16 protein-coding genes and 1 riboswitch are annotated in these 26260 nt (G+C 33.1%); of the genes, 3 read left to right on the top strand and 13 right to left on the bottom strand.

What is annotated here, in order from left to right:
* Positions 1 to 61: 61 nt before the first annotated feature.
* Entirely contained in the window at positions 62 to 4756 is a 4695-nt protein-coding gene (locus tag BUA82_RS09110) for a SpaA isopeptide-forming pilin-related protein (protein ID WP_073006837.1), read from the bottom strand.
* Positions 4757 to 4817: 61 nt separating this feature from the next.
* A riboswitch (cyclic di-GMP riboswitch) is annotated at positions 4818 to 4900 on the bottom strand.
* A 265-nt stretch (positions 4901 to 5165) separates the two neighbouring features.
* Positions 5166 to 7709 carry a GH39 family glycosyl hydrolase gene (locus tag BUA82_RS09105; protein ID WP_073006836.1) on the bottom strand — a complete coding sequence of 848 codons (2544 nt, stop codon included), beginning with the start codon at positions 7707 to 7709 and terminating at the stop codon, positions 5166 to 5168.
* A 187-nt stretch (positions 7710 to 7896) separates the two neighbouring features.
* Between BUA82_RS09105 and BUA82_RS09100 the strand changes: the two genes are divergently transcribed.
* Positions 7897 to 11145, top strand: a complete 3249-nt coding sequence (locus tag BUA82_RS09100) for an SNF2 helicase associated domain-containing protein (protein ID WP_242948948.1) — start codon at positions 7897 to 7899, stop codon at positions 11143 to 11145.
* A gap of 123 nt (positions 11146 to 11268) precedes the next feature.
* Here the strand turns inward: BUA82_RS09100 and BUA82_RS09095 are convergent, their stop codons facing one another.
* The 7 genes from BUA82_RS09095 to BUA82_RS09065 all read right to left on the bottom strand — a co-directional run bounded on the left by BUA82_RS09095 (position 11269) and on the right by BUA82_RS09065 (position 18962).
* The gene (locus BUA82_RS09095) at positions 11269 to 12666 is read right to left on the bottom strand and encodes a L,D-transpeptidase family protein (RefSeq protein ID WP_073006834.1); all 1398 of its coding nucleotides are present in this window, start codon (positions 12664 to 12666) and stop codon (positions 11269 to 11271) included.
* Between the two features lie 335 nt (positions 12667 to 13001).
* A complete protein-coding gene (ltrA, locus tag BUA82_RS09090; protein WP_423230451.1) occupies positions 13002 to 14393 on the bottom strand; it encodes a group II intron reverse transcriptase/maturase in 1392 nt (463 codons plus the stop codon).
* Positions 14394 to 14855: 462 nt separating this feature from the next.
* Complete coding sequence (locus BUA82_RS09085) at positions 14856 to 15521, bottom strand: ABC transporter ATP-binding protein (RefSeq protein WP_073006832.1); 666 nt, start codon at positions 15519 to 15521, stop codon at positions 14856 to 14858.
* A gap of 4 nt (positions 15522 to 15525) precedes the next feature.
* Entirely contained in the window at positions 15526 to 16902 is a 1377-nt protein-coding gene (locus BUA82_RS09080) for an ABC transporter permease (protein ID WP_073006830.1), read from the bottom strand.
* A 63-nt stretch (positions 16903 to 16965) separates the two neighbouring features.
* On the bottom strand, positions 16966 to 18042 hold the full coding sequence (locus BUA82_RS09075) for a sensor histidine kinase (protein WP_073006829.1): 1077 nt from the start codon (positions 18040 to 18042) through the stop codon (positions 16966 to 16968).
* Positions 18024 to 18701: a response regulator transcription factor gene (locus tag BUA82_RS09070; RefSeq protein ID WP_073006828.1), complete on the bottom strand. Its 678-nt coding sequence runs from the start codon at positions 18699 to 18701 to the stop codon at positions 18024 to 18026. The genes BUA82_RS09075 and BUA82_RS09070 overlap by 19 nt, the downstream gene beginning before the upstream one ends.
* 78 nt (positions 18702 to 18779) lie before the next feature.
* On the bottom strand, positions 18780 to 18962 hold the full coding sequence (locus tag BUA82_RS09065; RefSeq protein ID WP_073006827.1) for a helix-turn-helix domain-containing protein: 183 nt from the start codon (positions 18960 to 18962) through the stop codon (positions 18780 to 18782).
* A gap of 425 nt (positions 18963 to 19387) precedes the next feature.
* On the opposite strand from BUA82_RS09065, the gene BUA82_RS09060 reads away from it, so the two are divergent.
* Both BUA82_RS09060 and BUA82_RS09055 read left to right on the top strand, forming a co-directional pair.
* Positions 19388 to 20686: an IS110 family RNA-guided transposase gene (locus tag BUA82_RS09060; RefSeq protein WP_073006826.1), complete on the top strand. Its 1299-nt coding sequence runs from the start codon at positions 19388 to 19390 to the stop codon at positions 20684 to 20686.
* Between the two features lie 291 nt (positions 20687 to 20977).
* Positions 20978 to 21196: a helix-turn-helix transcriptional regulator gene (locus tag BUA82_RS09055; protein ID WP_083599861.1), complete on the top strand. Its 219-nt coding sequence runs from the start codon at positions 20978 to 20980 to the stop codon at positions 21194 to 21196.
* Between the two features lie 149 nt (positions 21197 to 21345).
* On the opposite strand, the gene BUA82_RS09050 is transcribed toward BUA82_RS09055, so the two are convergent.
* The 4 genes from BUA82_RS09050 to BUA82_RS09035 all read right to left on the bottom strand — a co-directional run bounded on the left by BUA82_RS09050 (position 21346) and on the right by BUA82_RS09035 (position 26074).
* Entirely contained in the window at positions 21346 to 21912 is a 567-nt protein-coding gene (locus BUA82_RS09050) for a GntR family transcriptional regulator (protein ID WP_242948955.1), read from the bottom strand.
* Positions 21913 to 22237: 325 nt separating this feature from the next.
* A complete protein-coding gene (locus BUA82_RS09045) occupies positions 22238 to 22813 on the bottom strand; it encodes a TVP38/TMEM64 family protein (protein WP_242948954.1) in 576 nt (191 codons plus the stop codon).
* 263 nt (positions 22814 to 23076) lie between these two features.
* Complete coding sequence (locus tag BUA82_RS09040) at positions 23077 to 24786, bottom strand: methyl-accepting chemotaxis protein (RefSeq protein ID WP_073006824.1); 1710 nt, start codon at positions 24784 to 24786, stop codon at positions 23077 to 23079.
* Entirely contained in the window at positions 24779 to 26074 is a 1296-nt protein-coding gene (locus BUA82_RS09035) for a putative bifunctional diguanylate cyclase/phosphodiesterase (RefSeq protein ID WP_073006823.1), read from the bottom strand. The genes BUA82_RS09040 and BUA82_RS09035 overlap by 8 nt, the downstream gene beginning before the upstream one ends.
* Between the last annotated feature and the right edge of the window lie 186 nt (positions 26075 to 26260).

The raw sequence follows: 26260 nt of genomic DNA, 5'->3' as shown, positions 1-26260 counted from the left end.
AGGATATGAAGTATGCTAAAACAGCATATTTCATATCCTTTAATTTAGTTAAATTTATATTTTACTTTGCTCTATTTCTCTTTAAGAATAATCCAATACCACTGAGAATTATTAATGTTCCAATGATACTTATAGCCCTAGCGTTAGAAGTACCAGTCTTAGGCAGGTTGTTAACTACCTTATCAATAAGCTTTTCAGCTTCATTCTTAACAGTAAACCCTTGAGTTTCAGGAGTATTAACCTTAACTTCTAATATCTCTTTTTCTAGAATATAGCCCTTAGGAGCTTTGGTTTCTTTAATGGTGTAGCTACCATAATCCACATCCTTAAAGGTTGCAACTCCATCTTTATCAGAAACAACTGTAGTTACTTCCTTGCCATCTCTGTCATATAAAGTAAACTCTGCCCCAGGAAGTAGCTTTCCTTTCATGTCAGTCTTGGTAATTACAATTACTCCCTTAATTCTGTTATTTACTACCTCATATGTGTACAACTCTCCGTCTTTATCCACAAATACTTTTATATCACCTTCTGCAGCTAGATATCCTTCAGGAACCTTTGTTTCTTTTATGGTATATTCCCCATAAACTATATTTTCAAATAGTACCACACCATCTTCTCCTGACACAGAAGTTTTAATTTCCTTGCCTTCTACATCGTATAATGTGAACTCAGCTCCTTGAAGTGGCTTATTATTTTGGTCTAGCTTTTTCACCTGAACTGAACCTCTAATTTTAGTATTAGAAATACTTTCTGGATTTGCTTTTACTGTAACACCCTCTTCGGTGATATTAGCAGTTAAAACTTCCTGTGAAAGATTGTATCCTTCTGGTGCTTTGGTTTCTTTAATTACATACTTACCATATTCTACATTCTTAAACTCTACTTTTCCTTCTTCATCACTTATAGCAGTGAATATAGGATTTTCAAAGTTCTTGTCCTCTTTGCTGTAAAGAGTAAATTCTGCTCCAGGTAATAGATCCTTATTTTCTCCTAGTTTAGTAAATTCTATATTTCCTCTTATCTTTGTGTTGGAGATGCTTTCTGGATTAGCTTTTACCACAACACCATTTTCAATTATTTCAGCTGTTAATATTTCCTCTGAAAGAAGATATCCTTCTAGTGGATTGGTTTCTTTAATCACATACTTACCATATTCTACATCTTTAAACTCTACTTTTCCGTTTTCATCGCTTACAGCCTTGAAAACAGGATTTTCAAAGTTCTTATCTGCTTCATAATAAAGAGCAAATTCAGCTCCACTTAGTGGATCCTCCACTTCACCTAGTTTGGTAAATTCTATATTACCTCTTATTATTTTATTAGAAATACTTTCAGGGTTTGCTTTTACTGTAGCACCATTTTTAGTTATATTAGCAGCTAATACTTCCCCTGAAAGAACATATCCTTTTGGTGCCTTTGTTTCTTTAATAACGTACTTACCATACTCTACATTTTTAAACTCTACTCTTCCGCTTCCATCACTTATAGCTTCAGCTACAGCATTTTCGTAGCTTGTATCCGCTTCTTTGTAAAGCTTAAACTCTGCACCTTGTAATGGATTTTTGCCTTCCCCTAATTTAGTAAATTCTATATTTCCTCTTATTTTAGTATTAGGGATACTATAAGGATTTGCTTTTACAACTTTTCCTCCTTCAGTAATAGCAGCCTTTAATATTTCCGAGGAAAGATTATATCCTTCTGGTGCCTTTGTTTCTTTTATTGCATATTCTCCGTATTCCACATTTTTAAATTCTACTTTTCCACTGTCATCACTTATAGCTGTGGCTATAGGATTTTTATAACCAGTATCTGAAAGCTTATACAGGGTAAACTCCGCATCTTTTAGCTTATCATTATTTTCCCCAGTTTTATAGAATTCAATATCACCAGTAATTATTTGATTTTTATAATTATAGGTTATATTTTTTCCATCTACAGCATTTTTAAGCTGGAATCTATATACTTCATCACTTAGAAGATATCCTGTAGGAGCAGACTTTTCTCTTACATAATAGTCTATATCAAACTTTAACCTATCAAATAAAGCCTCTCCATTTTCTCCAGTAGCTCCTGAGATCCTTATAACATTTTGATACTTGTCTAATAATTCAAATACTGCTCCCTGAAGCTTTATATTTTCATTGTTTTTATCCACTTTTATAAACTTAATGCTGCCGGTCTCACCTACACCACCGCCGCCAGCTCCTTGGAATACTACATCCACCTTACCGGATTCTGTAGATTCTGTTAACCCTGTTCCTTTAAAGGATATGGAATTAGTGAAAGGTGATTTTTTCTTGTCTATAACCTCGGTTCTAAAGGTTAAAATATATGCTTCTTCTGTGATAGCAGGCAAAGTAAAGGTAAATTCTCTAGTTTCAGAGTTATATTTTATATTCCTGCCATCTAAAGGAACTTCTTCTCCTTTTACTAGAGCTCCATCTTCACTTAATGTCTGCTTGTACAACTTTACAGAAGTAGTATCTAGCTCAAGTCCTTCTTGAAGTATATCTGTTAAAACAGCATCCTTAATTAAGATTTTATTAGAGTTAATGGTTACATTCCAATCAATATAATTATTACCTGTTTTATAATCAGCTGTCTTTCCTATTAAAGTATTCTTTATCTTTCCTGTGCCGGTACTTTCTACACCGCCAGGTACTAAATCAGTTACTAGCTTTACAGTATTACTAATCTCCTTTTCTCCATTAGTTTTAAAAATGGAATCATCGGTGATTTTAGTTTTAAAGGTTACTATCTGTTCATCTTTAATTTCACTAGGGAAATTATATCTTAACGTTTTGGTAGCTTCATCATAAACATAATTTGATGCTTCCGCTGGATTTCCATTAATCTTCACAGAATTAGGTACAAATTCCTGACCTTCCTTTATAACATCTGTAAAATAAGCATTATGAAGTGTCATTTTGTTATTATTCACTACCACCTTCCAGGTAAGTTCTCTTTTAACATAGTCATAAGCTGCACTTGTCTTGTTTATAACCTGGCTATCTACTTTTTGTTCACCTTGACCTGTAGAGGTTACAATATTGTCTCCTGTTAATTTGGCAACATTATAATATTTTTCACTTCTGTTTCCTGCAAAAACCTTAGGATCTGTTACTTTAGTTTTAAAAGTTATTACATAAGTTTCATTAATATCACCATTAAAGGCATATGTTAATGTTCCAGTTTTTTGAGAATCTCCTTCACCTGCTTTTACATAGTTAAAGCTTCCACCAGGGGTGCTTTTATCTATAGTAGCAGAATTTTCCACATATTCTTGTCCTAATCTTATATCATCTGTCACCACAGCATTTTTTATAGCTATCTTATTACTATTTACCACAACTTGCCAAGTAATTTCTCCTGTGGCTGGGTTGTACCCTACTCCATTCTTATAAATAACGCTAGTAGGCACTCCAACACCTTTATTGTCTGAAGAATTACCTGGAACTCCAGTACCTGTTAGTGTTACTTTATTATTATAGGTTTTCCAATCATTTGAATTAAAAGCCCCTTTATCCGTTACATCTGTGGAAAATTCAATTTTATGAGGCTCATTAATAGCACCTGGGAAAGTATAGACGAATTTTTGTCCATTTACAGTATAATTGTCATTGGTTGGACTTCCATCTATCTTAACGCTGCCTGGTGTAAAAGTTAACCCCTCTGGTATATCATCTGTAACCACAGCATTGGGGATATATTGAGCATTATTGTTTACATAAATAGTCCAATTAATTCTCTTGGTTTTTTGATCATATTTACCGTCTTTTCTAATAAAGTCTGTAACAATCTTAACTGATGCCTCATTAGATACTTTAGAAGTTCCATCATGGTTAAAAGTTGCTTTATTATACTCGTATACTGTAGTGCCTTCAGATTCAAAAGCCTTAGGATTGACTACCTTAGTCTTAAATGTCATTACTTGTTGTTTATCTATTACATCTGGAAAATTATAAGTTAACTTTTTACTGCTAGTATCATAGCTATAATTAGTTGTGTCCGCATTAGCTCCATTTATTATCACAGAGCCTGGTATAAATTCCTGACCATCTGAAATGTTGTCCAGGATTTGAGCATTATTAACCTTAACATTTTCAGGATTTATTGTCACCTTCCAAGTAATCTCATTTTTAGAAGTATCATAACTGCCTTCCTTTTTCACAGAAGCCTTTGGAGCTTCTGGCTGCTCAAAGTTTACATTAATTATATATGGCTCAGAGCTTCCTCCAATTTCAAATTTAATAGGTACTGGATTTGGCCCCCCTATTTTATTAGGATCAAATTGAGTATCAATATAAAAGTATCCTGAAACATTGGAATTGCTTTCGGCAAATTCAGTAAAAGTAATATTAACCTTTCCATCAGTACCAATGGTTACATTGGCAATGGTATCACCATTATCTATGGTAATGGGGAACTTTAACTCGCTTATTATTTGTATTTCCTTAGGTATCTGCATGGTATAGGTATCACCTTTTTTTACCGTTCCTTCATTTGGAATGGTAAATTTATAAGTTAATTTAACCTCAGCATTTTTCTTTATTGGGTTTGATGCCTCATTTATTAGGTTCCCATTACCATCAGTTAAAGTTACTTCAGTTATAAATGGGAAGTTGTTTGTGGTATCAGCAGATTTAACCGCCACTGCTGGGAAAATAGAAAAAAGTTGAAAAACCACAGCAAGTAAAGCTACCACCACGGACATTTTTTTCTTTCGCTTAAACTTATACCTCTTCTTTCTCATAATATATCTCCTTTCATAATCTTTATAATTAATAATTTAAAAAATAAAAAACCGACCTTAATACAATTAAGGTCGGTTGCACTAGCGACTCCACATATACAAAGTGCCCAGATAAGTATATGCTTCTATGTCTCCTTTAATAAATTAGTAGTTAATTTTACATAACTTTGCTAAATAATAAATATTGCTATAGTAAAACTACCTAATGAATTTACATTTTTTACGACATTACTAATAATAAAATAATACTAAATAAAAATCAATATAAAAATAATGATTATTAACTAAAAATATTAGTTAATAATCATTATATACTTTATAGTAATTATTTTACCTATATACTCATTATCAGACTATATAATTATTGCTAAAACACATACTAATATTTGCTCTATTTAGTTTTTAGCTTCTAAATCCTCTTTTCCAGTATTATTAATTCTGCTCCATGTACTGGTATATTGATTTTATCCCTATATTCCCCATATAGCTCTAATTCTCTTATCTCCATTTTTGGTTTAGATATTCCTTGTAAATAACTGATTTCTTCAAAGTTCATATTCTCCTGAGCTCCTAATTTAATCCACTCATCGTATACAGAGCCATGTTCTCTATTTAGCTTATAGCTTGTAATTTTATAATCTCCTTCAAGACCATTTAAAGTAAATTCAATTTCTTTTAATGGTTTGTTCTCATAAATGGAATATCTATCTTTATGAGTTAAAGCAGACACATCTCCGTGTAAAAACAGCTCATCAAAAAATGCATAATTATAGGCTAATATCTGTATACTATCATCCTTTTTAGTTACTATGTAATCTTCTCCTCTTTTTATTATGCTATCGCCTAACTTTGACAATAGATAATATCCATAATAAGATGCTTTTTTTAAGCCTTCTTTATTAATAAGTCCAAATCCTCCGTGGAAGGATGAAATTCCAAGCTTTTGTTCTTCCATCAAATCTGTAAAAGTCCAATATCCCAAAGAATTAGTATTTCCTATGCATTGCAGCACATTTTTTATTATAAAAGCTGCCACATAGCTTGTATCATGAATTAAATTTCCATTGGAAGAAGAAGCATTCCACTCGGTAACATGAATTTCAGGCTTATAATTTAAAATTTCTAATATTTTATTATTTACTGTATTTAAAGTATTAAAGGTATTATTTTCGCCATGATAAATCTTCTTTACCAAGGGTATCAGATTTAATTTATCTTCATCATCTAATTGCTCTAATATTGATTCATCTATTGCATCAAGGAGAAGATACTCCGGATATATATGTAAAGAAATAAAATCTATTACTATTCCCTCTTTGCTGCAATAGTCTAAAAACCTATCTATATAAGTACTTCCTAATATAGCCCCATGAGTTATGGATGGTCCTCCTACCTTAAGCTTTCCTAAAATAGATTTTATAGCCTTAGTGGTTTCTTTATAAAACTCAAAGTATTCCTCATCACTGCCAGCCCAAAAGACGTATTTAAGCTCTGGCTCATTCCAAATCTCAAAATACCAAGTCTCTACTTCCTTTACACCGTACCTGTTTATGCAGTGCTTTACAAAGGCTTTTACAAGATCTGTCCATAAATTTATATCCCTTGGAGGAGAGATATTACCTTTCCAAAAGAAAATAGTATCCTCTGTTCTCTTCAATTCACTGGGCATAAAGGTAAGCTCAATAAAAGGCTTAATATTAATCTCCTTAAAAAAATCAAAGAGATTGTCCACGTAGCTCCAGTTATACTCTACCTTTCCTTCTAGTGAAACATTGTATATCATCATTTCATCCATAAAAATTCCATGAAATCTTACATATTCAAAACCTATTTCCCTCTGAAGCTCTCTAAACTGACCTTGGAGATTACTCCTTAACCCTTCAGAAGCCCTGCCAAAGGTTATTATCTTCTTCCAGTAATGGCTAAAGTCCTGTCCCTCTTGATTTAAATCTATAGAAATAAGCTTTAAATCCTCTCCGTGGCTATAGTCTTCTTTAGCTTCTCTAGGGGATACTTTAAGATAACCATAAAGCTTTTTTAAGGCAGCATTTCTATCCACCTCTAAGTAACTTCCTATTTCATTATTCACCTGTAAAACATTATCATCCTTGGACTTAGAGCTTAATAAATTGTCTCTATATTCACTGGGAGAATAATTATAGTACTTTTTAAATAGCCTATTAAAGGAATTTACACTGGGAAAGCCGCTGGCATAAGCTATGCTGGTTATACTTTGGTCATCCTTGGAAAGCAGTTTTACCGCTTTGTTCAAGCGTATGCTGTTTAGGTATTCTTGGAAGGACATACCTATCTTCTCTTTAATAAAATGAGATAAAAAATGATAACTGAGATGCATATTTTCAGCAATTTCCTTCAAGGTAATATTCCTGCCTATATTTTCGTTGGTATAATCTATTATATTTTTTATTCTAATAAGGTCACCATCAGTAATTTCATCCCTATCTTCTAGCAGTGCATATTTAAAATTATTAATTAAATATTCCCCTAAAAGAAGTAAATAGCTGCCGACTACTAGCTTGTATCCGTTATTCTTTTTATTTAAACACCACACAACATTTGCAATATATTGTTTAAGAATATTTAGATTATCCCCATCATAACCCTTTTCATTTATAGGTTTATTATGAAACTTCATATTTTTAAATTTAGAATAACAGCTAATATAAAATTCAGGATCAATTTGCAGTGCCAGTAATATATTTTTATCTTCATTTCTGCTGGTAGCATGGATCTCGTTAGAATTAATTAATATAACATCCTCCTCATAAAGAACATAGTTTTCTTTACCTATGCTCACATTTACACTTCCTTCTAATACAATTAGAATTTCAAATTTATTATGCCAGTGTAAATTAAATTCATTGACACTATGTATTATAGCTTTTAAAGGAAGTTCTTCATCTCCCATTACAAATTCATATTTGTAACTCATAATCTTACCCCCTTTTCTTACATTATAATGGAAAGATTACAACATTAATACTATATTGCCACTGAATATAAGTAAAAGTTTTGTATTTGTTATGAATTTAATGCCTAAGGCCAAATAATTAATGATATAATACTTAAAGAAAAATAAAAGGGACAGTTCCCTAAACCTATGCTTGGAGGTAGTAATTTTGTTTTTAAATATACAGACAATAAAAAGCTGGGTAGATGACATAACCTATAGAAAAGCAATGAAATATTATGATGGCGGATACGTGGAAGAACTTAAAATCAATGCAGATAACACCATCTGGAGAAAAAAAGATAATATAGTGGAAATAAGCAGCAATGTAATTTCTTTTAACGGATTTAACAGTTATGAAGTTTATATAGAGTTAGATAAAAGTACAAATAAGACTGGTGTTAGCTGTAGTTGTGATGATAATAAAGAATATGGTCCTTGCAAACATATAACTGCAGTATTATTAAAATATATTAATGAATATCAAAGAAATGCACAAATAAATTCTCAAATAAATGAAATTGATACCCTTATTAATGAAATAAAAAATATTTCAAAGGATAGTAAAGAGTATAAAAGAGAACTTAATTTAGAGATAAATTTTATTAATGATAAGCTTTCCTTAAGACCCAATATAGAATTAAAGTTAGGTTTAGAAAAAAACTATGTAGTAAAAAGCATGAAGAAGTTTTTATATGCTGTTTTATTAGAGGAAAATCTAGAGTTTGGTAAGAATTTTACTTATGATCCCTCTATACAAAAATTCAATGAAACAGATGAAAAAATAATCCAGATGTTTTTAGAGCTTAGAGAACTTGAAGAGGAACGCGAAAACCCCTATGGCTACTACCCTTCATACTCAAACTCAGTCTTTACCGGAAAAAAATTTTTACTAACAGATAAATTAATATATAGATTTTTTAAGTTAGCTAAAGAAAGAACCATAAATGCTGAAATTAATAGTAAAGAATATATAAATGTGAAAATAATAGAAGGAGACCTTCCTCTTAGGTTTAATCTAGGTATGAACAAACAAATCATTGAATTATCCCAGGAAAGCACCATGCCTTACCCCGTTGATGGAGCTAAAAAGGTATTTTTCTACGATGGTAATTTTTATATTCCTAGTGAAAGTCAAGTTAAAATGTATGAACCCCTATATAATTTAATTAATAATAAAAGAAATAACAAACTTATCATAGGCAAAGAGGAAGGGGAAAAAGTGGCTTCCTACTTGCTCCCCATGCTTAAAAAGCTATCAAAGGAAGTTAATGTGGACAAAAGCATAAAAGAGGCCTTTTATGAAACTGAGCTTTTAGTAAGCACTTATCTGGATAAGAAGGATGATTTTATCACCGCTAGCCTTAAGTACAACTATGGTGATATAGAAATTTATCCTTTCTTACAAAATGAAATTAATAAAGATAAAGGCATTCTGGTAAGGGATATAGAGAAGGAAGAGATATGCCACCAAGTGCTAAGAAGCTTTGGCTTTGAAAAAGATTCAAATTTCTATGTAATGAGAAATGAAAAAAACATAGTGAGCTTTCTTAATGAAGGGGTAAATAAACTTCAAGACCTTGGTGAAGTTTATTATTCTGAAAGCTTTAAAAATATTAGACTATATGGAAAGTCAAACCTTAAAGCAGGAATAAGACTTAATAATGAAAATCTCCTAGAGTTTACCTTCGAACTAGAAGGCGTAGATAAAGAAGAGCTTACCAATATTTTTAATGCTTTAAGAGAAAAGAAAAAATATTACAAGCTTAAAAAAGGCGGCTTTGTAACTTTAGAAGATGATGGTATAAAGAATATTGTAGAGGTAATGGATTATCTTGGAATAAAAGATAAGGATTTTTTAAATGATAAGATACTCCTTTCCAAATATAATGCATTATATCTTGATCAAAAGATAAAAGACCAAGATATGAATTATATACAAAGAAGTAAGGATTTTAGAGAGCTTACTAATAATATTAGAGACATTAAGGAAATGGACTACAATCCACCTGAATATCTTAATAAGGTAATGAGAAACTATCAAAAAATTGGTTTCAAATGGTTTAAAACCTTATCCTATTACGGCTTTGGAGGAATCTTAGCCGATGAGATGGGCTTAGGTAAAACCCTTCAAACCATAGCCTTTTTAGCTTCTGAAATAGGAGAAAAGCCTTCCTTGGTGGTAGCTCCTACCTCACTATTATATAATTGGCAGAGCGAAATTGAAAAATTTACACCGGAGCTTAAGGTACTTGTAATGTCAGGATCCAAAAAGCAGAGAGAAGAGCTTATGGAAGAAGTAGGAAACTCTGACATAGTGATTACTTCATATCCTTTAATTAGAAGAGATATAGATGAGTATGAAAACATAAACTTTAAATACTGCATTTTAGATGAGGCACAGCAAATAAAAAATGCATCCTCACAAAATGCAAATTCCGTTAAAAGGATAAAAGCAGAAGGATACTTTGCTCTTACAGGAACCCCAATGGAAAATTCCTTAACAGAGCTTTGGTCTATTTTTGACTTCATTATGCCTGGGTATTTGCTTTCTCACAGCAAATTTTCAAAGCTCTATGAGAATCCTATAGTAAAAAATCAGGATAATGAAGCTTTAGAAGAATTAAACAGGCATATTAAGCCCTTTATACTGCGAAGGATGAAAAAGGATGTGCTGAAAGAACTTCCTCCTAAGATAGAACATAACTTAGTGGTGGATATGACTGATGAGCAGAAAAAACTTTATGCAGCTTACTTAGCTTCTGCCAAGAATGAAATTGATGAAGAAATTAAGGGTAAGGGCTTTAACAAAAGCAAAATCAAAATTTTCTCAGTGCTTACTAGGTTAAGACAAATCTGCTGTGATCCTTCAGTGTTTGTAGAAGGCTTTAAAGGAGAAAGTGGAAAAATGCTAGCACTTAATGACCTAGTAGAGGAAAGTCTAGAACAAGGACATAAGATACTCCTATTTTCCCAATTTACTTCTGTTCTTAAAAACATCACTAAGATATTAGATAAAAACAGTATCAAGTATTTATACTTAGATGGTAACACCAAAAGTGAAGATAGAATGGATTTATGTAAAGAGTTTAATACTGGAGATGCAAAACTTTTCTTAATATCCTTAAAAGCTGGAGGTACAGGATTAAACCTTACAGGGGCTGATACGGTAATACATTTTGATCCCTGGTGGAATCCTGCAGTAGAAGAACAGGCCACTGACAGAGCCCATAGAATAGGTCAAAAAAAAACTGTAGAGGTTATAAAGCTTTTAGCTAAAGGCACTATAGAAGAAAAGATTTTTAACCTTCAAGAAGAAAAGAAAAGGATTATCAATAATGTCATTAATGAAGATATGAACGAAGACAATGTTATGACTAAAATGACACAAGAAGATTTAGAGAGCTTGTTTATATAAAAAAGAGCATGTCCAGTTTACGTTGATATTCACTGGATATGCTCTTTATTTTTTACTAATGTAAAAGAATTTCTTTCAATTCTTATATTCAGCTATTACTCATTACTTCTTACTTATTATTTATTAATAATAACAAACCACTGGAGTTCCAGCTTCAATATTATTAAATACAATTTCCGCTAAACCAAATGGAGCATTTACACAACCATGAGAACCATCTTTCTGATAAATATTCCCTCCAAAGGTTTTCCTCCAAGTAGCATCGTGAAGTCCTATATTTCCGTTAAAGGGCATCCAATAACTTACCGGTGTCTCGTAATCAGTACCCTTTAACGTAGCATCTTTCTGCTTATAAGTTAGCCTATAAGTTCCTGCAGGAGTTGAATAATTTTTCGACATATTCCCTGTAACTATATCCCCCTCTGCTAAAAGGGTTTTGTTTTTATAAAGCCACAGATGCTGCTTGGACATATCGATTTCCACATAAGTATTTCCAATATCATTGCTTAAGGAACCCTTGGCAGTTTGGGAGTAGGATGGCTTCTTCTTTACAGTTTCTCCCTGCTTTATAGCTTCCATTATTTCACTGGATTCTTTACTTCTATTTATTCTATATCCATAATTTCCGCCTTTTATATTTATTACTTTTCCAGTGGAGGTACTAAAACTTCTAGTAGTACCATAGGTGTCATATTTACCAGATAAAATTTTTACATAGTTTTTCACCTTTTCCTCATCAATAGTAACTCCTAAGTTTTCATCCACCTTAATCCAAGTATTAAACTCTGATGCATCCAACACTTCTTCATTGTCCCCGAAAGTATAAGTGATTTTAGAAGAAATATATTTATTAAGAAGGTTATTAGTATCTATAATTTCTTTAGAATTCTTAGTATATTTAGGCTTTTCATAACAGTCAGCTTTATCTAGGTCTAAAGATCTTTTTAAGTTGATAATGCCTTGCTTTACCTCCTCCAATAACTTTTCTTTAATAACCTTATTTCCATTAACCTCTTCTACTATTTCATATCCCTTGTCTGTATATTTAAAGCCTGCATCCTTAGGCTCGGTTATGTCCTTTCCCACAAAACAGCTTAAATTATCAATCTTCTCTTTTAGCAACTTTTCATCGAAGGAAATAATTTCAGACAAGGTATAATTTTTTTTATTGAAGGATCCTGTAAGCCATTTAAAGGGACTTTGCTTGCTTTTTACCTCTTCAACTTTATATACTTCACTGTATTTTAAGCCTATATCAGCACCCCTTATCTCTTCCTTTATTTCTTTCCTCTCTTCTAATGTCAAGGTATACTTATCAATACTCTTAGCTATTTGATTATTTACTAAATCTACGGTTTTTCCCCCAGCCTTTACCCCATTAATAATGGTACCGAAATAAAAACGCTTCATAAAGTAAAAGGACATAGACAAATATATAACAAGTAAACTACCTAACACCGCAACAGAACCTATGAGTATCTTTTGTTCTTTCTTTTTATTTTTGCTTCGTGTTTTTCTCATAGTAACTACCTCCCGCCTCAATGTAAAACTAAAAATAAAAATTAGTAATCTACGTAAAATTAAAGTCGTATATATAAATATGGATTTTAACTCTGCGCTTAAGTATTACTCTGTCCTAGTAATTTTATCAAATATTTTAATAATAGCCAAGTTTTACAATTATATAATTTTAACAATCTATGCCCAGCTGTTGAATTTAATATTAGTATGCTTAGTTTACTATATTAATCGAGTAGGAGGTAGATAATTATTTTATCTACCGACCTCTCACACCACCGTACGTACCGTTCGGTATACGGCGGTTCAACAAGAATTAATGTACTTGCTTATACCTTTTATGAATACTTGTATATCCTATTTTTCTCAAGATAAGAATTGGTCAGTGTTGATGCAAGTATGGGGCTGTTGGCTATTCGCCAATAGCTTTTCCTTGTGTTAGCAAATTCCCACGCTTTGCTTTCTTTAATTCCAAGATTCTTTAAGTTATCATGCTTAGTCTTAATCTTTTTCCACTGTTTCCAAAAGCACATTCTAAGCCTTCGTCTAGTCCACTCGTCTAACTCTTTTGTTAGTCTTGCTATATCAGCTATTCTAAAATAATTGAGCCATCCTACTATGCACTGGCGGAGTTTTAACATTCTATAATTCATATCCCAAGCATTACTTCTTGACGTTATATTTCTGATTTTAGCTTTGAACTTGTTTATAGATTTTTCGTGTACTCTTATTCCTATCTTGCCGTACCATTGATAGAAGCTAAACCCTAGAAATTTTCTTTTCCAAGGTCTATCTACTGCACTTTTATCTTTGTTAACTTTAAGCTTAAGTTTGTTTTCAATGAATTCTGTTATGCTATGCATAACTCTATCTCCTGATTTCTTGCTTTTGACGTAAATATTGTTATCATCAGCATAGCGACAGAATTTGTGTCCTCTTTTCTCAAGCTCTCTATCGAGTTCGGTGAGCATGATGTTACTAAGTAGTGGACTTAGAGGTCCTCCTTGTGGACAACCTTCCTCTGTTTCAATAACTACTCCGTTTATCAATACCCCACTTTGTAAAAATAGCCTTATTAACTTTAATACTCTTTTATCTTTGATTTCTCTTGCAACGAGTGCCATGAGCTTATCATGATTCACAGTATCGAAGTATTTTGCAAGGTCTATGTCCACCACCCATTTGTAGCCTTGTTCCATATATTCTTTTGCTTTTCGTATAGCTTGTTTAGCATCCCTTTTAGGTCTAAATCCATAGCTATTTTCTGAAAAGGTCTTTTCAAATATAGGAGTTAGCACCTGGGCAACTGCTTGTTGTATCATTCTATCAACTACAGTAGGTATTCCAAGCAATCTTATTCCTCCGTCAGGTTTTGGTATTTCCACCCTTCTGACAGGGTGAGGACGATAAGTCCCCTCCAATATACTTTTCTTAAGCGAGATTATATTTTGCTTCAAGTATTGTGGAAGTTCATCCACTTTCATTCCATCCACTCCATGGCTTCCCTTATTGGATTTTACTCTTCTAAAAGCTAATCTTAGATTTTCGCTGTCCAATATTTTCTCAAGTAAGTTATTGGTGTATAGCTTTCCATCGTCTTTTCCACTTTCAAATGCCGTAGAGATACTATGCACTCCCATGGTTTCTTGAAGTTCCACTTCTACCTGCCATGTCCAGTCTTCTTTATATGAAGTTTTCTGCAGTTTTCGCATTTCTTTCGAATTTTTCAAGTTTCTAAGACCTCCTATTGTTCAGTCCTTCCCAGTTTATTCATGACTAAACTGGTACTATGACATCTGCTGACTTCTCATGATAAATCTTGTTTCAACCGTTGGATTTAAGTTCATTATCCTACGTTCATGAGACCTCCCCAGGTAAGAACGACCGCTTTCACTCCATCTATCTGCCACATTTACTCCTTAAATCTCGGATAGCATAGGGCTTCGTTTTGTCATGCAAACTCACCCGATTTAAGTAAGCCTTATATGTGATTTCTGTTCGTCAGACCAGAGTTTTGCTTCAGGCTTCCTTCAGATTCCGCCTCGCGGTGGACACCCTTGCCGTAAGCTAATGGTTGGTGCTATCAACCCCCATAGTGGACTTTCACCACCAAGCTGTCGCCCATGCTGGGCGCACATGAAAATAACAAGCCAACTATTTAATGGCTTGTTATTTCTTGTTTATGATAAAATTCACTTCACGAAAACAAGTTTTCCTTGATTTAATCCCCAAAGTTCATCCGCATAGCCCGAAACACTTTTTGAGTGTGTTACAATAATTACACATTTATTGGCATCGTGTGCTAATGAAGAAAAAATACTCATAATATTTTCTTCGGTGTCGCCGTCAAGATTTCCTGTCGGCTCGTCAGCGATTATTATATCAGGATTATGGGATATTGCTCTGGCTATACCAACACGCTGTTGTTCTCCACCCGAAAGTCTTAACACCTTTCTAAGGGCAGTTTCGTTGTCGATCCCCACTTTTGCCAAAAGCTCTAACGCATACTTTTTCTTATCCTTCATCTGCCACTGGCTGATATTCATTGACAGCAATACATTTTCAAGTGCTGTAGCATTTGTAAGCAAATTATATCCCTGAAAGATAACTCCGATGTCTTTAGCCCGATATTCATCACGATCTATCTGTTTCATATCTTTCCCCTGATAGATTACTGTTCCATTGGTGCAGGTATCAAGTCCAGAAATCAGTGATAACAGGGTGCTTTTACCAGAACCTGATTTTCCGATAATACAATATAATAGACCAGCTTGAAAATCTGCATTTACTCCATTTAAAACCTTTTTTGTAGTTCCTTCATAAACATAGGAAACATTATCTAAACATAGTGTACTCATTGATTTAATTCCTTTCTGAAAGTATTTTCATAGGCTCATATCGGGTAATATAAAGAATACCCACCGAGCTGGACACAATTGCTAAGGCAACTGCAATAGCAGAAACACTGGCTACAGCTTTAGGAGATAAGGAAACATCAATTTTTGAAAGGGTGGTATTTGTATCTCCATAAGGATTATTTTCGTTATATTCTTGAAGCATTTCGATTTGATTATCAAGCAACATATCCGAAACTGGCTGCGCAGCAACTGTGCCAATAGATAGTCCAATCACAAGACATATGCCGATAGTTATCAGCGATTCATAAAGGATACCTCTTACCACTTTTGCCTTTTTCATTCCCATAGTACGGAGTACGCCGATTTCATACTTGCGTTCTCGTATGGCAAGCACAGAAAGAAGCACCAGAATGACAGAACCGAAAATCAATACGACTGTCATAAACACAATAGAAGTTTTAGATAAGCCTTCTACGGGTTTTACAATTTGGTTATAAGTGCCTTCATCAGTCTGCATTACAAAAACATCGTGCAGACCTTTTTGATGAGCCTCTTTATTAAATGCTTCCAACATATCGGGGTTCTTTAAGTAATATGTCGCAGATACAGAAAAGATCTGTTTCCTGTTAGCTGTGTTTTCTTTATAATCCAACATCGTTTCGTATGATGTTAAGATTTCGTTTCTGGGATTCGTAGCGGCAGAAACCCAATCTCCAAATTTGCTTTCTGTTATATCAAAGTAAATACCTGTGATTTTGAGTTTCATTGGGGCAAAAGAATCTCTTTTTACTGTACTTCTTACTTCTATCTCATCGCCAACCTTAAGGTTGTTCAATTTTGCAAAATCTTCGCTGACGATGCACTCATATTTGTTTTTATATAACTCACCTTGTGTTATTTTACGAAGCCCCTCTTTAAAATCTTGAAGCGATTGAAAACTCGAGTTACCAATTACCTGAACATTTGCATCATAATATTCACTGTTCTCATCAGGGTTATATCCTATCGTTCCGCTTGATGAGTTTTTGTCTTGATCTAAACCTTTCAGCTTTTCCCCATATGCAGGGTATGCGACGGTAAAGCGGGTTTCTTTTAAGTATTCAGATTCTGCAAACAATAACTTTTGCTCGTCGATAATCTCAGGAACTACAGCCATTTCTCCCTTGCCCTGCGACATCTCTTTGAATTTTTCCACATCTGTTTGGATATAAACTTCCGACCCGAAGCGGTTTTTGTAATCCTCTATAATAGCGGATGTGGTTGTGTTAATAATCATAGAAACGGCTGTTGCTGTCAGCATAGCCAAAATGATGACAGCAATAATAATGTTTCTGCCTTTATTACGCAGTAAATTCTTTGCGGCATTTTTTAAAATGTACATAATGCATCTCCTTTGCGCTGTTATTGATATAGGCAGTATAGCAAATTTAATGTTAACCTAGCGTTAACTGTTGTCTGCTTCAGGAAAAGAAATATAAAATGTTGACCCTACATCAATTTTACTCTCTACAAAAACAAAACCTCCGCAAAGATTACAGACATGAGATACTAAGGACAAGCCGATTCCATATCCGTCTTGATTTAATTCATTGACCCGATATTTATGTTCAAAAATCCGCTGCATTTGTTCTTCGGAAATCCCGATTCCACAATCTTCAACTGAAATTATAACGCTATGATTTTTATTTTGAACATCAACCTTAACGAGCCCACCGCCGCTATACTTTACAGCATTATCAATTAGATTGCTGACAGCTCTGTAAACCCAGCGTTCCTTCGCAAAAATATTTGTATTGGCTTCTTCCGAAAACGAGAATTCAATATTTGCCATACCTTTGTAGTTATCACAAACTTGGGCGCACACTAATGCAGTATCAATTTCAGATAAATCAGAAGCACCCTCGTTTTCACTTAAAGTCAGTATGTCATCAATACTGTCAGAAATCGAATTGAGTATTCTTAAATTAGTCGGGTCATTTGTGATCTCTACATTCGCTTTTAAAATTGCAATTTGATTTTTTTGCTCGTGTGAAAGATATGAGTGCAATCGTTTATATGAGTTCAGATTGCTATCAAATTGCTCCTTCATCACAGAATATGCAGAGCGCACCCAAGACAAAGCGTTTGAAATGACATTTTCTCTTGGTGAGTTTTGTAGCTGCTTTGCTGCTTTTTTTAATTCTTCTTTTTGATAATTATAAAATATAAAACCCAATATGGCGACTGAAACAAGAAATAGCACAAAAAACATAGTTGCATATGTTAAAATATGCCGATACAATTCCTGATTATATGACTGCATAATTTCGGTTCCGTTTATCATTTTTTCAAGCTGCACCGTTATAGTCCCGCTGTTATAGCTGTCATATAATTCCATATTCGATGGTTGGTAGACCAGAGAAGATGACAAGGGCTGATTTGCATTAAGAAAGTCCTGTAAAACAAATAAGCCTCCTGCAAATATAGCGGTCATCAACAATGAGTATGCAATCACTACAAAAATTATTTTTGATTTTCGCATAAGTAATACCCCTTTCCCCTCATTGTTTGCAACATTTCATATCCACTGGCATCTGTCAATTTTTTGCGAAGTCGCGTAATGTGTACCCGAAGCACAGAAGAAAACGGGTCAAAATTTTCATCATAGACATGTTCTGACAATTCTTCACTCGAAACAACAGTAGGAAACTTCATAGATAAATATTCTAAAATATCAAACTCTTTTGCTTTTAGCGGAATAATTTTGCCGTTAAATGTTGCTACTCTTTTTGCAGGCTCAATTTCTAATCCGTCTATTTTTATGGTGGGGGTTGTTCTCCCTTGAAATCTGCGGATAACCGCTTGTATTCTTGCTCTTACTTCCGAAATTTGAAATGGTTTTGTAATGTAATCATCTGCGCCTAAATCAAGACCAACGGTTCGTTGTTCTATATCGTCCCTTGCACTAACAATGATGACCGGCGTATTGTTATTGCTTTTTCTGAAGTCTTTTAATATTTCAAGCCCATCCTTATCCGGCAAATTTAAGTCTAATAAAATTACATCATACTCATTCACATAAGCTTTTTCCTCTCCTGTTTCTGCATCAAAAGCAGCGTCTATATAAAATCCGAGCTTTTCAAGCCCTGTTTTCATAGAGTAGCAAAGATCTCTATTATCTTCAATAATTAAAACTCTCATTTTCAACACTCCTTTATATCTATCTTTTTATCATACCAAAATCTATGTTAATCCAATGTTACATAACTATATAATAATTCATTGCTCTTCACTTCTTTTTCTTCGTGCATCAGCAGGTTTTTCCCCATTTTTAGGAATAATCAATACACGACTAAGATGAACAACATCTTTAATACGGTTTTGTTTGCAGAGCTTTTGTACCTGTCGTTCTGATATTCCCCATTTTTTTGCGGCTTCTTGCACTGTCATATATTCAAACATGATAACCCTCCTCGTATAATAAGTTTATAGCCAAGTAAAACTGGTTATAAACTTATTCTTTTTTATAGTATAGAGGTAGGTGACATCTCTGAGAGGTTCCTCTCATCCTATTTCCTTCTATACAGTTAATAATTACATATCCTATAAAGATTATCCTGTGGTATGATATCAGCAGAGTCTGATGTCCGAAGGCACTGCTTTCCCTCCTTTCAGCCAACATTTGTTGTGTCTGCTTTTTAAGCTTTCAGCCTGGCTCATGTAGCACATTCCGCCTACACAGATGTTTCATCCCCTGCCGTAGCTCCAGCAAGAAAAGCTGGCAGGGCGCATGCTGATTACGCGAGGCTGCGGTCACTGCATGATGCCCGGGATAAACCTTTTGCTTCAGATTTCAAAAATACTTAATCGGAAAGGATGGTGATATCATGTTAAAGATTAACTTTATGTCTACTTTATTTGTCGGTATTGATGTCAGTTCCAAATCCAACGTTGTTTATGCGATGGATTTTTATAAAAACAAATACATACAATCCTCTTTCTCCAACAACCAGCCTGGTGCGGATGAACTCTCTGTTTTAATCAAAGATTGTATGGTTGCTCATCCTGATCTGAATACCATTGTGATTGCTATGGAATCAACTTCTGTTTATAGCATTCACATAGCGAATCACATTTCTACCTGCGAAATGCTGCTTCCATTCAAGCCCTACGTTTTCTGTCTGAATCCAAAAATGACAGCTAACTATAGAAAAGCTTTTATTGCCATGGCTAAAACGGATCCTTTGGATGCCTTTATTATTGCCGATTTTGCAAGAGCCGGATTGATTGAAACAGAGCCTTGGCGTGGCAGCCAGTTTCTGGCTTTAAAACGTCTTACAAGGCATCGCCTGCATCTGACAGAATGCATTACCCGAGAGAAAACATATATGGTTTCCAACTTATATCTGAAATTCAGTGAATTACAGCTCCTTGGGGGCGAAAACCAACCATTTAGCAACATTTACGGTGCCACCTCATCTGCTATTCTTACAGAATATTTATCTCCTCAGGAGATTATAGATGCTTCTGAAGAAGATTTGCTTACATTCATTGCAGAAAAGAGCAGAAATAGGATTACGGATATTTCCAAAACAACTGAGCTTTTGAAGAAAGCTGCAAGGGATTCCTATCGCCTTGATAAATGCCTTTATGAGCCATTAAACATCTCTTTAGCAAGTTCTTTCAACTGTATTGACACTTTTAAGAAAGAAATCAAAGCTATTGATGATGCCATTGAAAAAACGATCAAAGGAATGAATCCAAATGCTCTTACAATTCTAAAATCAATTGATGGTATTGGCCCTGTGTTTGCTGCTGGAATCATTGCTGAAATCGGCGATATAAATGCCTTTCATTCATCAGATGCTTTAGCTAAATATGCAGGACTTACCTGGTCGAAAAACCAATCTGGTGACTTCGATGCAGAAGACACCAACATGAAGAAAGCTGGAAACGCTTATTTGCGTTATTACCTTGGCGAAGCCGCCAATAGTGTCAGAAGACACGTTCCTGAGTATCGGGACTATTACGCTAAAAAATATAGTGAAGTTCCGAAACATCAGCACAAAAGAGCACTCGCGTTGACATCTCGTAAATTCGTACGACTCGTTTTTGGTTTGCTGGTCAAAAACCAACTGTACACCGGTGAAAAATTAGACACCGAATTTCATATCGAGTCGAACTAACATTCGATTTTATTTTAAAAGATTCGAATGTTCTATTTCGTGTACCCTTTTTTAAGAAAACATATCAAAATCTTTTCAAAAATTATCTTGACATATTACCAGATTGCTTAATAACATACAATATCTATTATAGTCGGTAAAACGAACTATATTAACTATGCAAATATGAATTTTCACTTCTTAAAACAGGAAATTAAATCTCTCATACAAAGAGATACACATGGTTTCATAAGAACTCTTACCTCTGTACACTATAATAGTAACATTATATCGGTACAAGGTGATGAGCTTATGGACGAAAGAAACAACGATTTTGGCTTTGATTTTACACCTATAGGACGGGCTATCAAGAAAGCCCGTGAAGCCAAAGGAATGACCAGAGAACAGCTTTCTGAAATAATCGGTTACACTCCCAGATATATTCAATCCATTGAAAATGAGGGACAATATCCAAGTATCGAGTTATTTATTCAACACATCACAATGTTCGGTGTGTCGGTGAACGAATAGGAGTTGTTTTTTTGTTCAGAGCTAAAGCCATTTTATCCACTGGCATAGCCAGTGGTTATCAAAGCAAATAAAAAACTTGAGATTAGCTTATTTAAAGGCTAATCTCAAGTTTAAATCAGTACTAAATCATTATTACAACATCTTTTGTTTTATTTTTCTACAAAGGCATCAATATGTTCTCTTGAGTATTTTTCTACCTCTTCATGATTTTTATCTTTTAAGGCTTTAAGTACTTTATTTAGAGTATCTGTAAACAAGTCCATGGTTTCAAAATATTGCTCTGAATAATGCCATAACCTTTCAGTATGCCTATGCAAACTTGTAAGTATCTCAGCTAAGCATTCATTACCACTGCTTAAGAAAATAATATCATGAAATCTTTCATCATCTTTAATGGCTTTTTGATAGTCATCCTTTATATTGTAATTATTTAATCTTTCCATTATTTCTTCCAGCTCTTGAAGTTGACTTGGAGAAATTCTATCCACAGCAAGTCTTGCAGCAAAAGGATCCATCTGCCTTGTAACTTCAAATACCGATTTCATATATTTAAAGTCTATGGGGGTAACCTGAGCACCAAACCTAGGAATAATATTAAGAAGCTTATCTCCGTTTAACTGCTGAAATATTTTTCTCACAGGGGTTCTGCTAACATTAAAATCGCTAGCGACGTCTTCTTCATTAAGTACTTGTCCTGGCTCATACTCTAAATTGATAATTCTTTTTTTAAAATTTCATATATTTCATCCGTATCAATAATCTTCTCCAAAAATATCAATCACCTCATGTATATCTAATATACTATTATTATATAGTTCTAAAATTTATAATCAAATAGTAACTTTTTAATTATAATATAAAGTAAAAAAATAAAGTAAGAAGTAAGAGATAAGAGTGAAGAGTGAAGAGTGAAGAGTTACGGATAAAACTCGGAGAGTTTTTTAATAATTATGCTTCGTAACTATTCACTCTTACCATTAATTTTTACTTCTTACCTCTTACCTATTCTCTTACTTATTACCTATTCTCTTACTTCTTTTCTTAATTTTTAACAAGCTTTTTTAACAGATATTCTCCCTTAAATAAACCTATCAAGCCAAAAATTGCTACTACACTTACCAATAATATAATGATGACTTTGTTTTGGCTTATCATGCTGGAACCTAAATAACAAGAAAATACTAAGGCTGGAATTCTTCCTAAAGTTGAGTATATCAAAAAATCTTTAAGGCTTATCTTTGATATACCGCAGACAAAAATAGATGAATCCTTTGGAATACCTGGTAAAAAGTAAATTAAAAATACTATTAGATTTAGCCTCTTTGAACTCAATGCCTTTTCAATGTTATCTAACTGCTTTTTGGCCACTACCTTTTCCACAAAGGGCCTTCCAAATTTTCTTGAAATTAGGAACACAAAGATAGATGCTATATTTATTCCTATTATTGATAAGCCAGAGGCTCCTAAAGTCCCGTAAATCCATCCTCCTGCCACCTGCATTACTTCTCCAGGAATAAAGAATATAACCACCTGTAAAACTTGAAATAATAAAAAAACAATTACTCCATAGTATCCAAAAGAACTAATAAATTCCTTAAGCTCTTCAGGATTATTCATCAAATATATATAACTCCTATATTTATAGCACAAGATTAAAGTGATTATTATTAATATAGGCATAACCATATAGTTCCCATATTTCTTTATCCATTGCTTAATATTCACTGATTTTCTCCACCATTTCTCAATTATTCCATCTGAGTCTTCAAACAACTTATCTCTTATATTATTATATGTTTGTTGAAAATCTTAAGCAATGAAGTATTCTTAATTTAATCTTAAATTAATCTTACATTATTGTAATATTAACTAATAAAGCTTTAAATCTTAAACTTTTGTACAATTTCACTCAGTTTTTGTGCCATTTCTGCATGAGACTGAGCTGTTTTTGAAATCTGTTCCATCCCTACTGCTGCTTCATCTACTCCGCCTTTTATACTTTCTGCATTTTCATTTGATTTCTGCGCCTGCTGAGCCATATCCTGTATAGCTGCACTTACCTGCTCCATTGTAGCTGTTATTTCTTCTGACATAGAGGCCATGCTCTCAGACATATTAGAAAGAAACTCAGCATCATTATAATAATCATTTGCAGCATCTATAAAACTACTAAATTGTGGTTTAATGTTATCACTCATAAAACTTAATATTTCATTACTATTTTCCTTTAAATACTTGAAAGCTTCACTAACCTCTGATATGGTTTCTTGTATGCTTATTACAGCCTCTGAAGACTGCTCTGCAAGTTTTCTTACTTCTTCTGCTACCACTGCAAAACCTCTTCCTTGCTCCCCAGCTCTAGCTGCCTCTATGGCTGCATTAAGTGCAAGTAAGTTTGTTTGATCTGCTATATTTGATATAGTATCTGTCATAATCTTTATATTTTCTACTACTTCTGCTTTTTTAACAGCTTTCAGTATATTCTTTTCTTTTTCTATGTAAATCTTATCTGTATTATCAACGGCAATTTTACTGTTATTTTTAACATTAATTGCTCTTTTCTTTATAGCATCTGATTTACCACTTCCTTCTATAGCTTGTCCAGAAAGATTTTGTAAACTTGCATCTACTTCCTCAGCAGATGCAGATATTTCTTCTGCCCCTGCACTGGCATCCTGAGTACCTGATACTATTTGTTCTGTAGATATATTAATATCTTCAAGTTTTGCTGTCATTTCTTCTACTGTTGCAGATAACTCTTCACTGCCTGCACTTAAGTCTTGAACAGAATCTAAAACTTCTTTGACAAGCTCTCCTACCATACTTTGAGCTTCGTTAAGCGCAAGTGCTGTTTGACCAAATTCATCGCTTCTGGTTACATTAATAGCTTTAGAGAAGTCAGAATTTTTCATCCTTTCTGCAAATTCTTTTAATAAATCTAAAGGTTTAGTAATACTTTTTAAAATTATTATAGATATTCCAATGCCTAATAAAATTGCTATTATAATTATTACAATAAATATTATTACTGTTTTTCCAAAGTCTCTATCATTTTCGACTTTTACTTTATCTGCAGAATTTATTTTATAATTTACTATATCATTTAAATTGTTTTCGTATTGATCTATTATTGTTTCAATATACTCCATTTTATCTGCGGCTTCTTTTTGTTTTCCAGCCAAGGCAAGATTTATAACATCCTCTCTTGCTAATCTATACTTATTCAAATTTTCTTCTAGTTCTTTTAATACTTCTTTTTCAAAGTTACTAAGATTTGTATCTTTATATTTTGAATAAATTGAGTCAGTGATATCCACTTGTTCTTTTATGTGCTCTATTCTCTCATTTTGCTTATCCCTATTTCCCGTATTTAATATTAAGTAATACATACCTCCCTGAATAGATTTCGCTTGGTTTTTACTATTTAACAGATACTGTATGGGAAGTAAATTATCTGTATACATCTCTTTCATAGTTCTGTTAGTTTTATTAAAGGCAAAATAACTTACTAAAGAAATTATTGCTATTAATAATAACATCGTTGCTGATAAAATAAAGATTTTTGTTTTAACCATTAAATTTTTAAACATTTTTCCATTCTCCCCTTCTTAGTAGCTTTTCAATGCACCACGGTTCCATAGGCTTTCCTAAAATATATCCTTGAACCGCATCACATCCTATGTCTTCTAGCACATCTAGCTGCTCAGAAAATTCTACGCCCTCAGCAACTACACTCATTTTCATTTTATGCCCAAGATTAACTATTCCTTGGACAATTTCTTTATCCCATTTTTCTCTATGAATATTATCAATAAAACTCTTATCAATTTTTAAAGTACTTATTGGTAAAGTTTTTAAATGACTTAATGATGAATGACCTACTCCAAAGTCATCCAATATAGTATCTATACCTAATTCATTAAGGTCGTTTATGATTTTAACCCCCTGTTCATATGAATCCATCATTACGGTTTCCGTTATCTCTATTTTAATGTTTTTAGGATTATTTCTTACTTTATCTAAAGTTTCTTTAATATAATTTAGAAGGCTATAGTATCTCAACTGTATTGCTGAAATATTTATTAAAACCTTTAATTTATCATAGCCTTTTTCCTGCCATATCTTACTTTGTTTAAAAGCATCCTTTATAACCCATTCCCCTATATCATTTATAAGTCCAGTCTCCTCTGCCAAAGGAATAAATTCTATAGGCGAAACCATTCCCTTAACAGGATGATTCCATCTAATTAAAGCTTCTGCTCCAATAACTTCTTTATCCTTTATAGAAACAAGTGGTTGATAATAAAGTATAAATTGATTATTTTGTATAGCTGTTCTTAAATCGGACTCCATAGTTGTTTTACCCGCAATAATATCCATCATGTATTTATTAAAGAAAATGTATTTATTCATATTATTGCTTTCAATAAATTCTATTGCCATACTAGCTTTTCTAACAATATCATGAAAATTATATCCATCTTTAGGATATGAACTTATTCCTATCCTCCCAAATACCTGGAAAACACTTTTCCTAATTTTATAGCGTTTATTTACAATATTAATAATGGTCTCTGCTTTATGAATTATATATTTCTCTTCTAAATAGGGTAATACAATTATAAATTTATCGATCCCACACACAAATATCTCTTCACCATTTCTTAGCTCTTTTTTTATTTTAATAATAATCTCTAGTATCAACTCATCTCCAACTTCATATCCAAAACTATCGTTTATTTTTTTAAAGTTATCTATGTTTAAAAATACTATAGAAAAAAAATCTTCTTTTCTATTAGTAAAGTGTTGGAGTTTCTTACTAAAATAATCTTTTTGAGGTATTGGCATAACCATATCCTGAAAAATAGTATCATTCATTTTTTTCACCTACCCTTTAATGATGCAAATATATTGTCCTTAAATATTTTAAATAACAACATCTACTAAATTTTCTCACTAGTCCTTAATTTAATATAAATAGACGTTTTTTGTCAATAAAGCCAAAATTTTGTCCTGGTTTATTCTTAGACAAATGAACTAAAACGGTTTTTATGAGCTTATAAT

Origin of the sequence: Clostridium amylolyticum (assembly GCF_900142075.1) — a bacterium.
In the GTDB taxonomy this organism is placed as follows: Bacteria; Bacillota; Clostridia; order Clostridiales; family Clostridiaceae; genus Clostridium_AA; species Clostridium_AA amylolyticum.
Note: the sequence above shows the minus strand (reverse complement) of the source record. Positions and strands in the feature narration are given on the sequence as shown.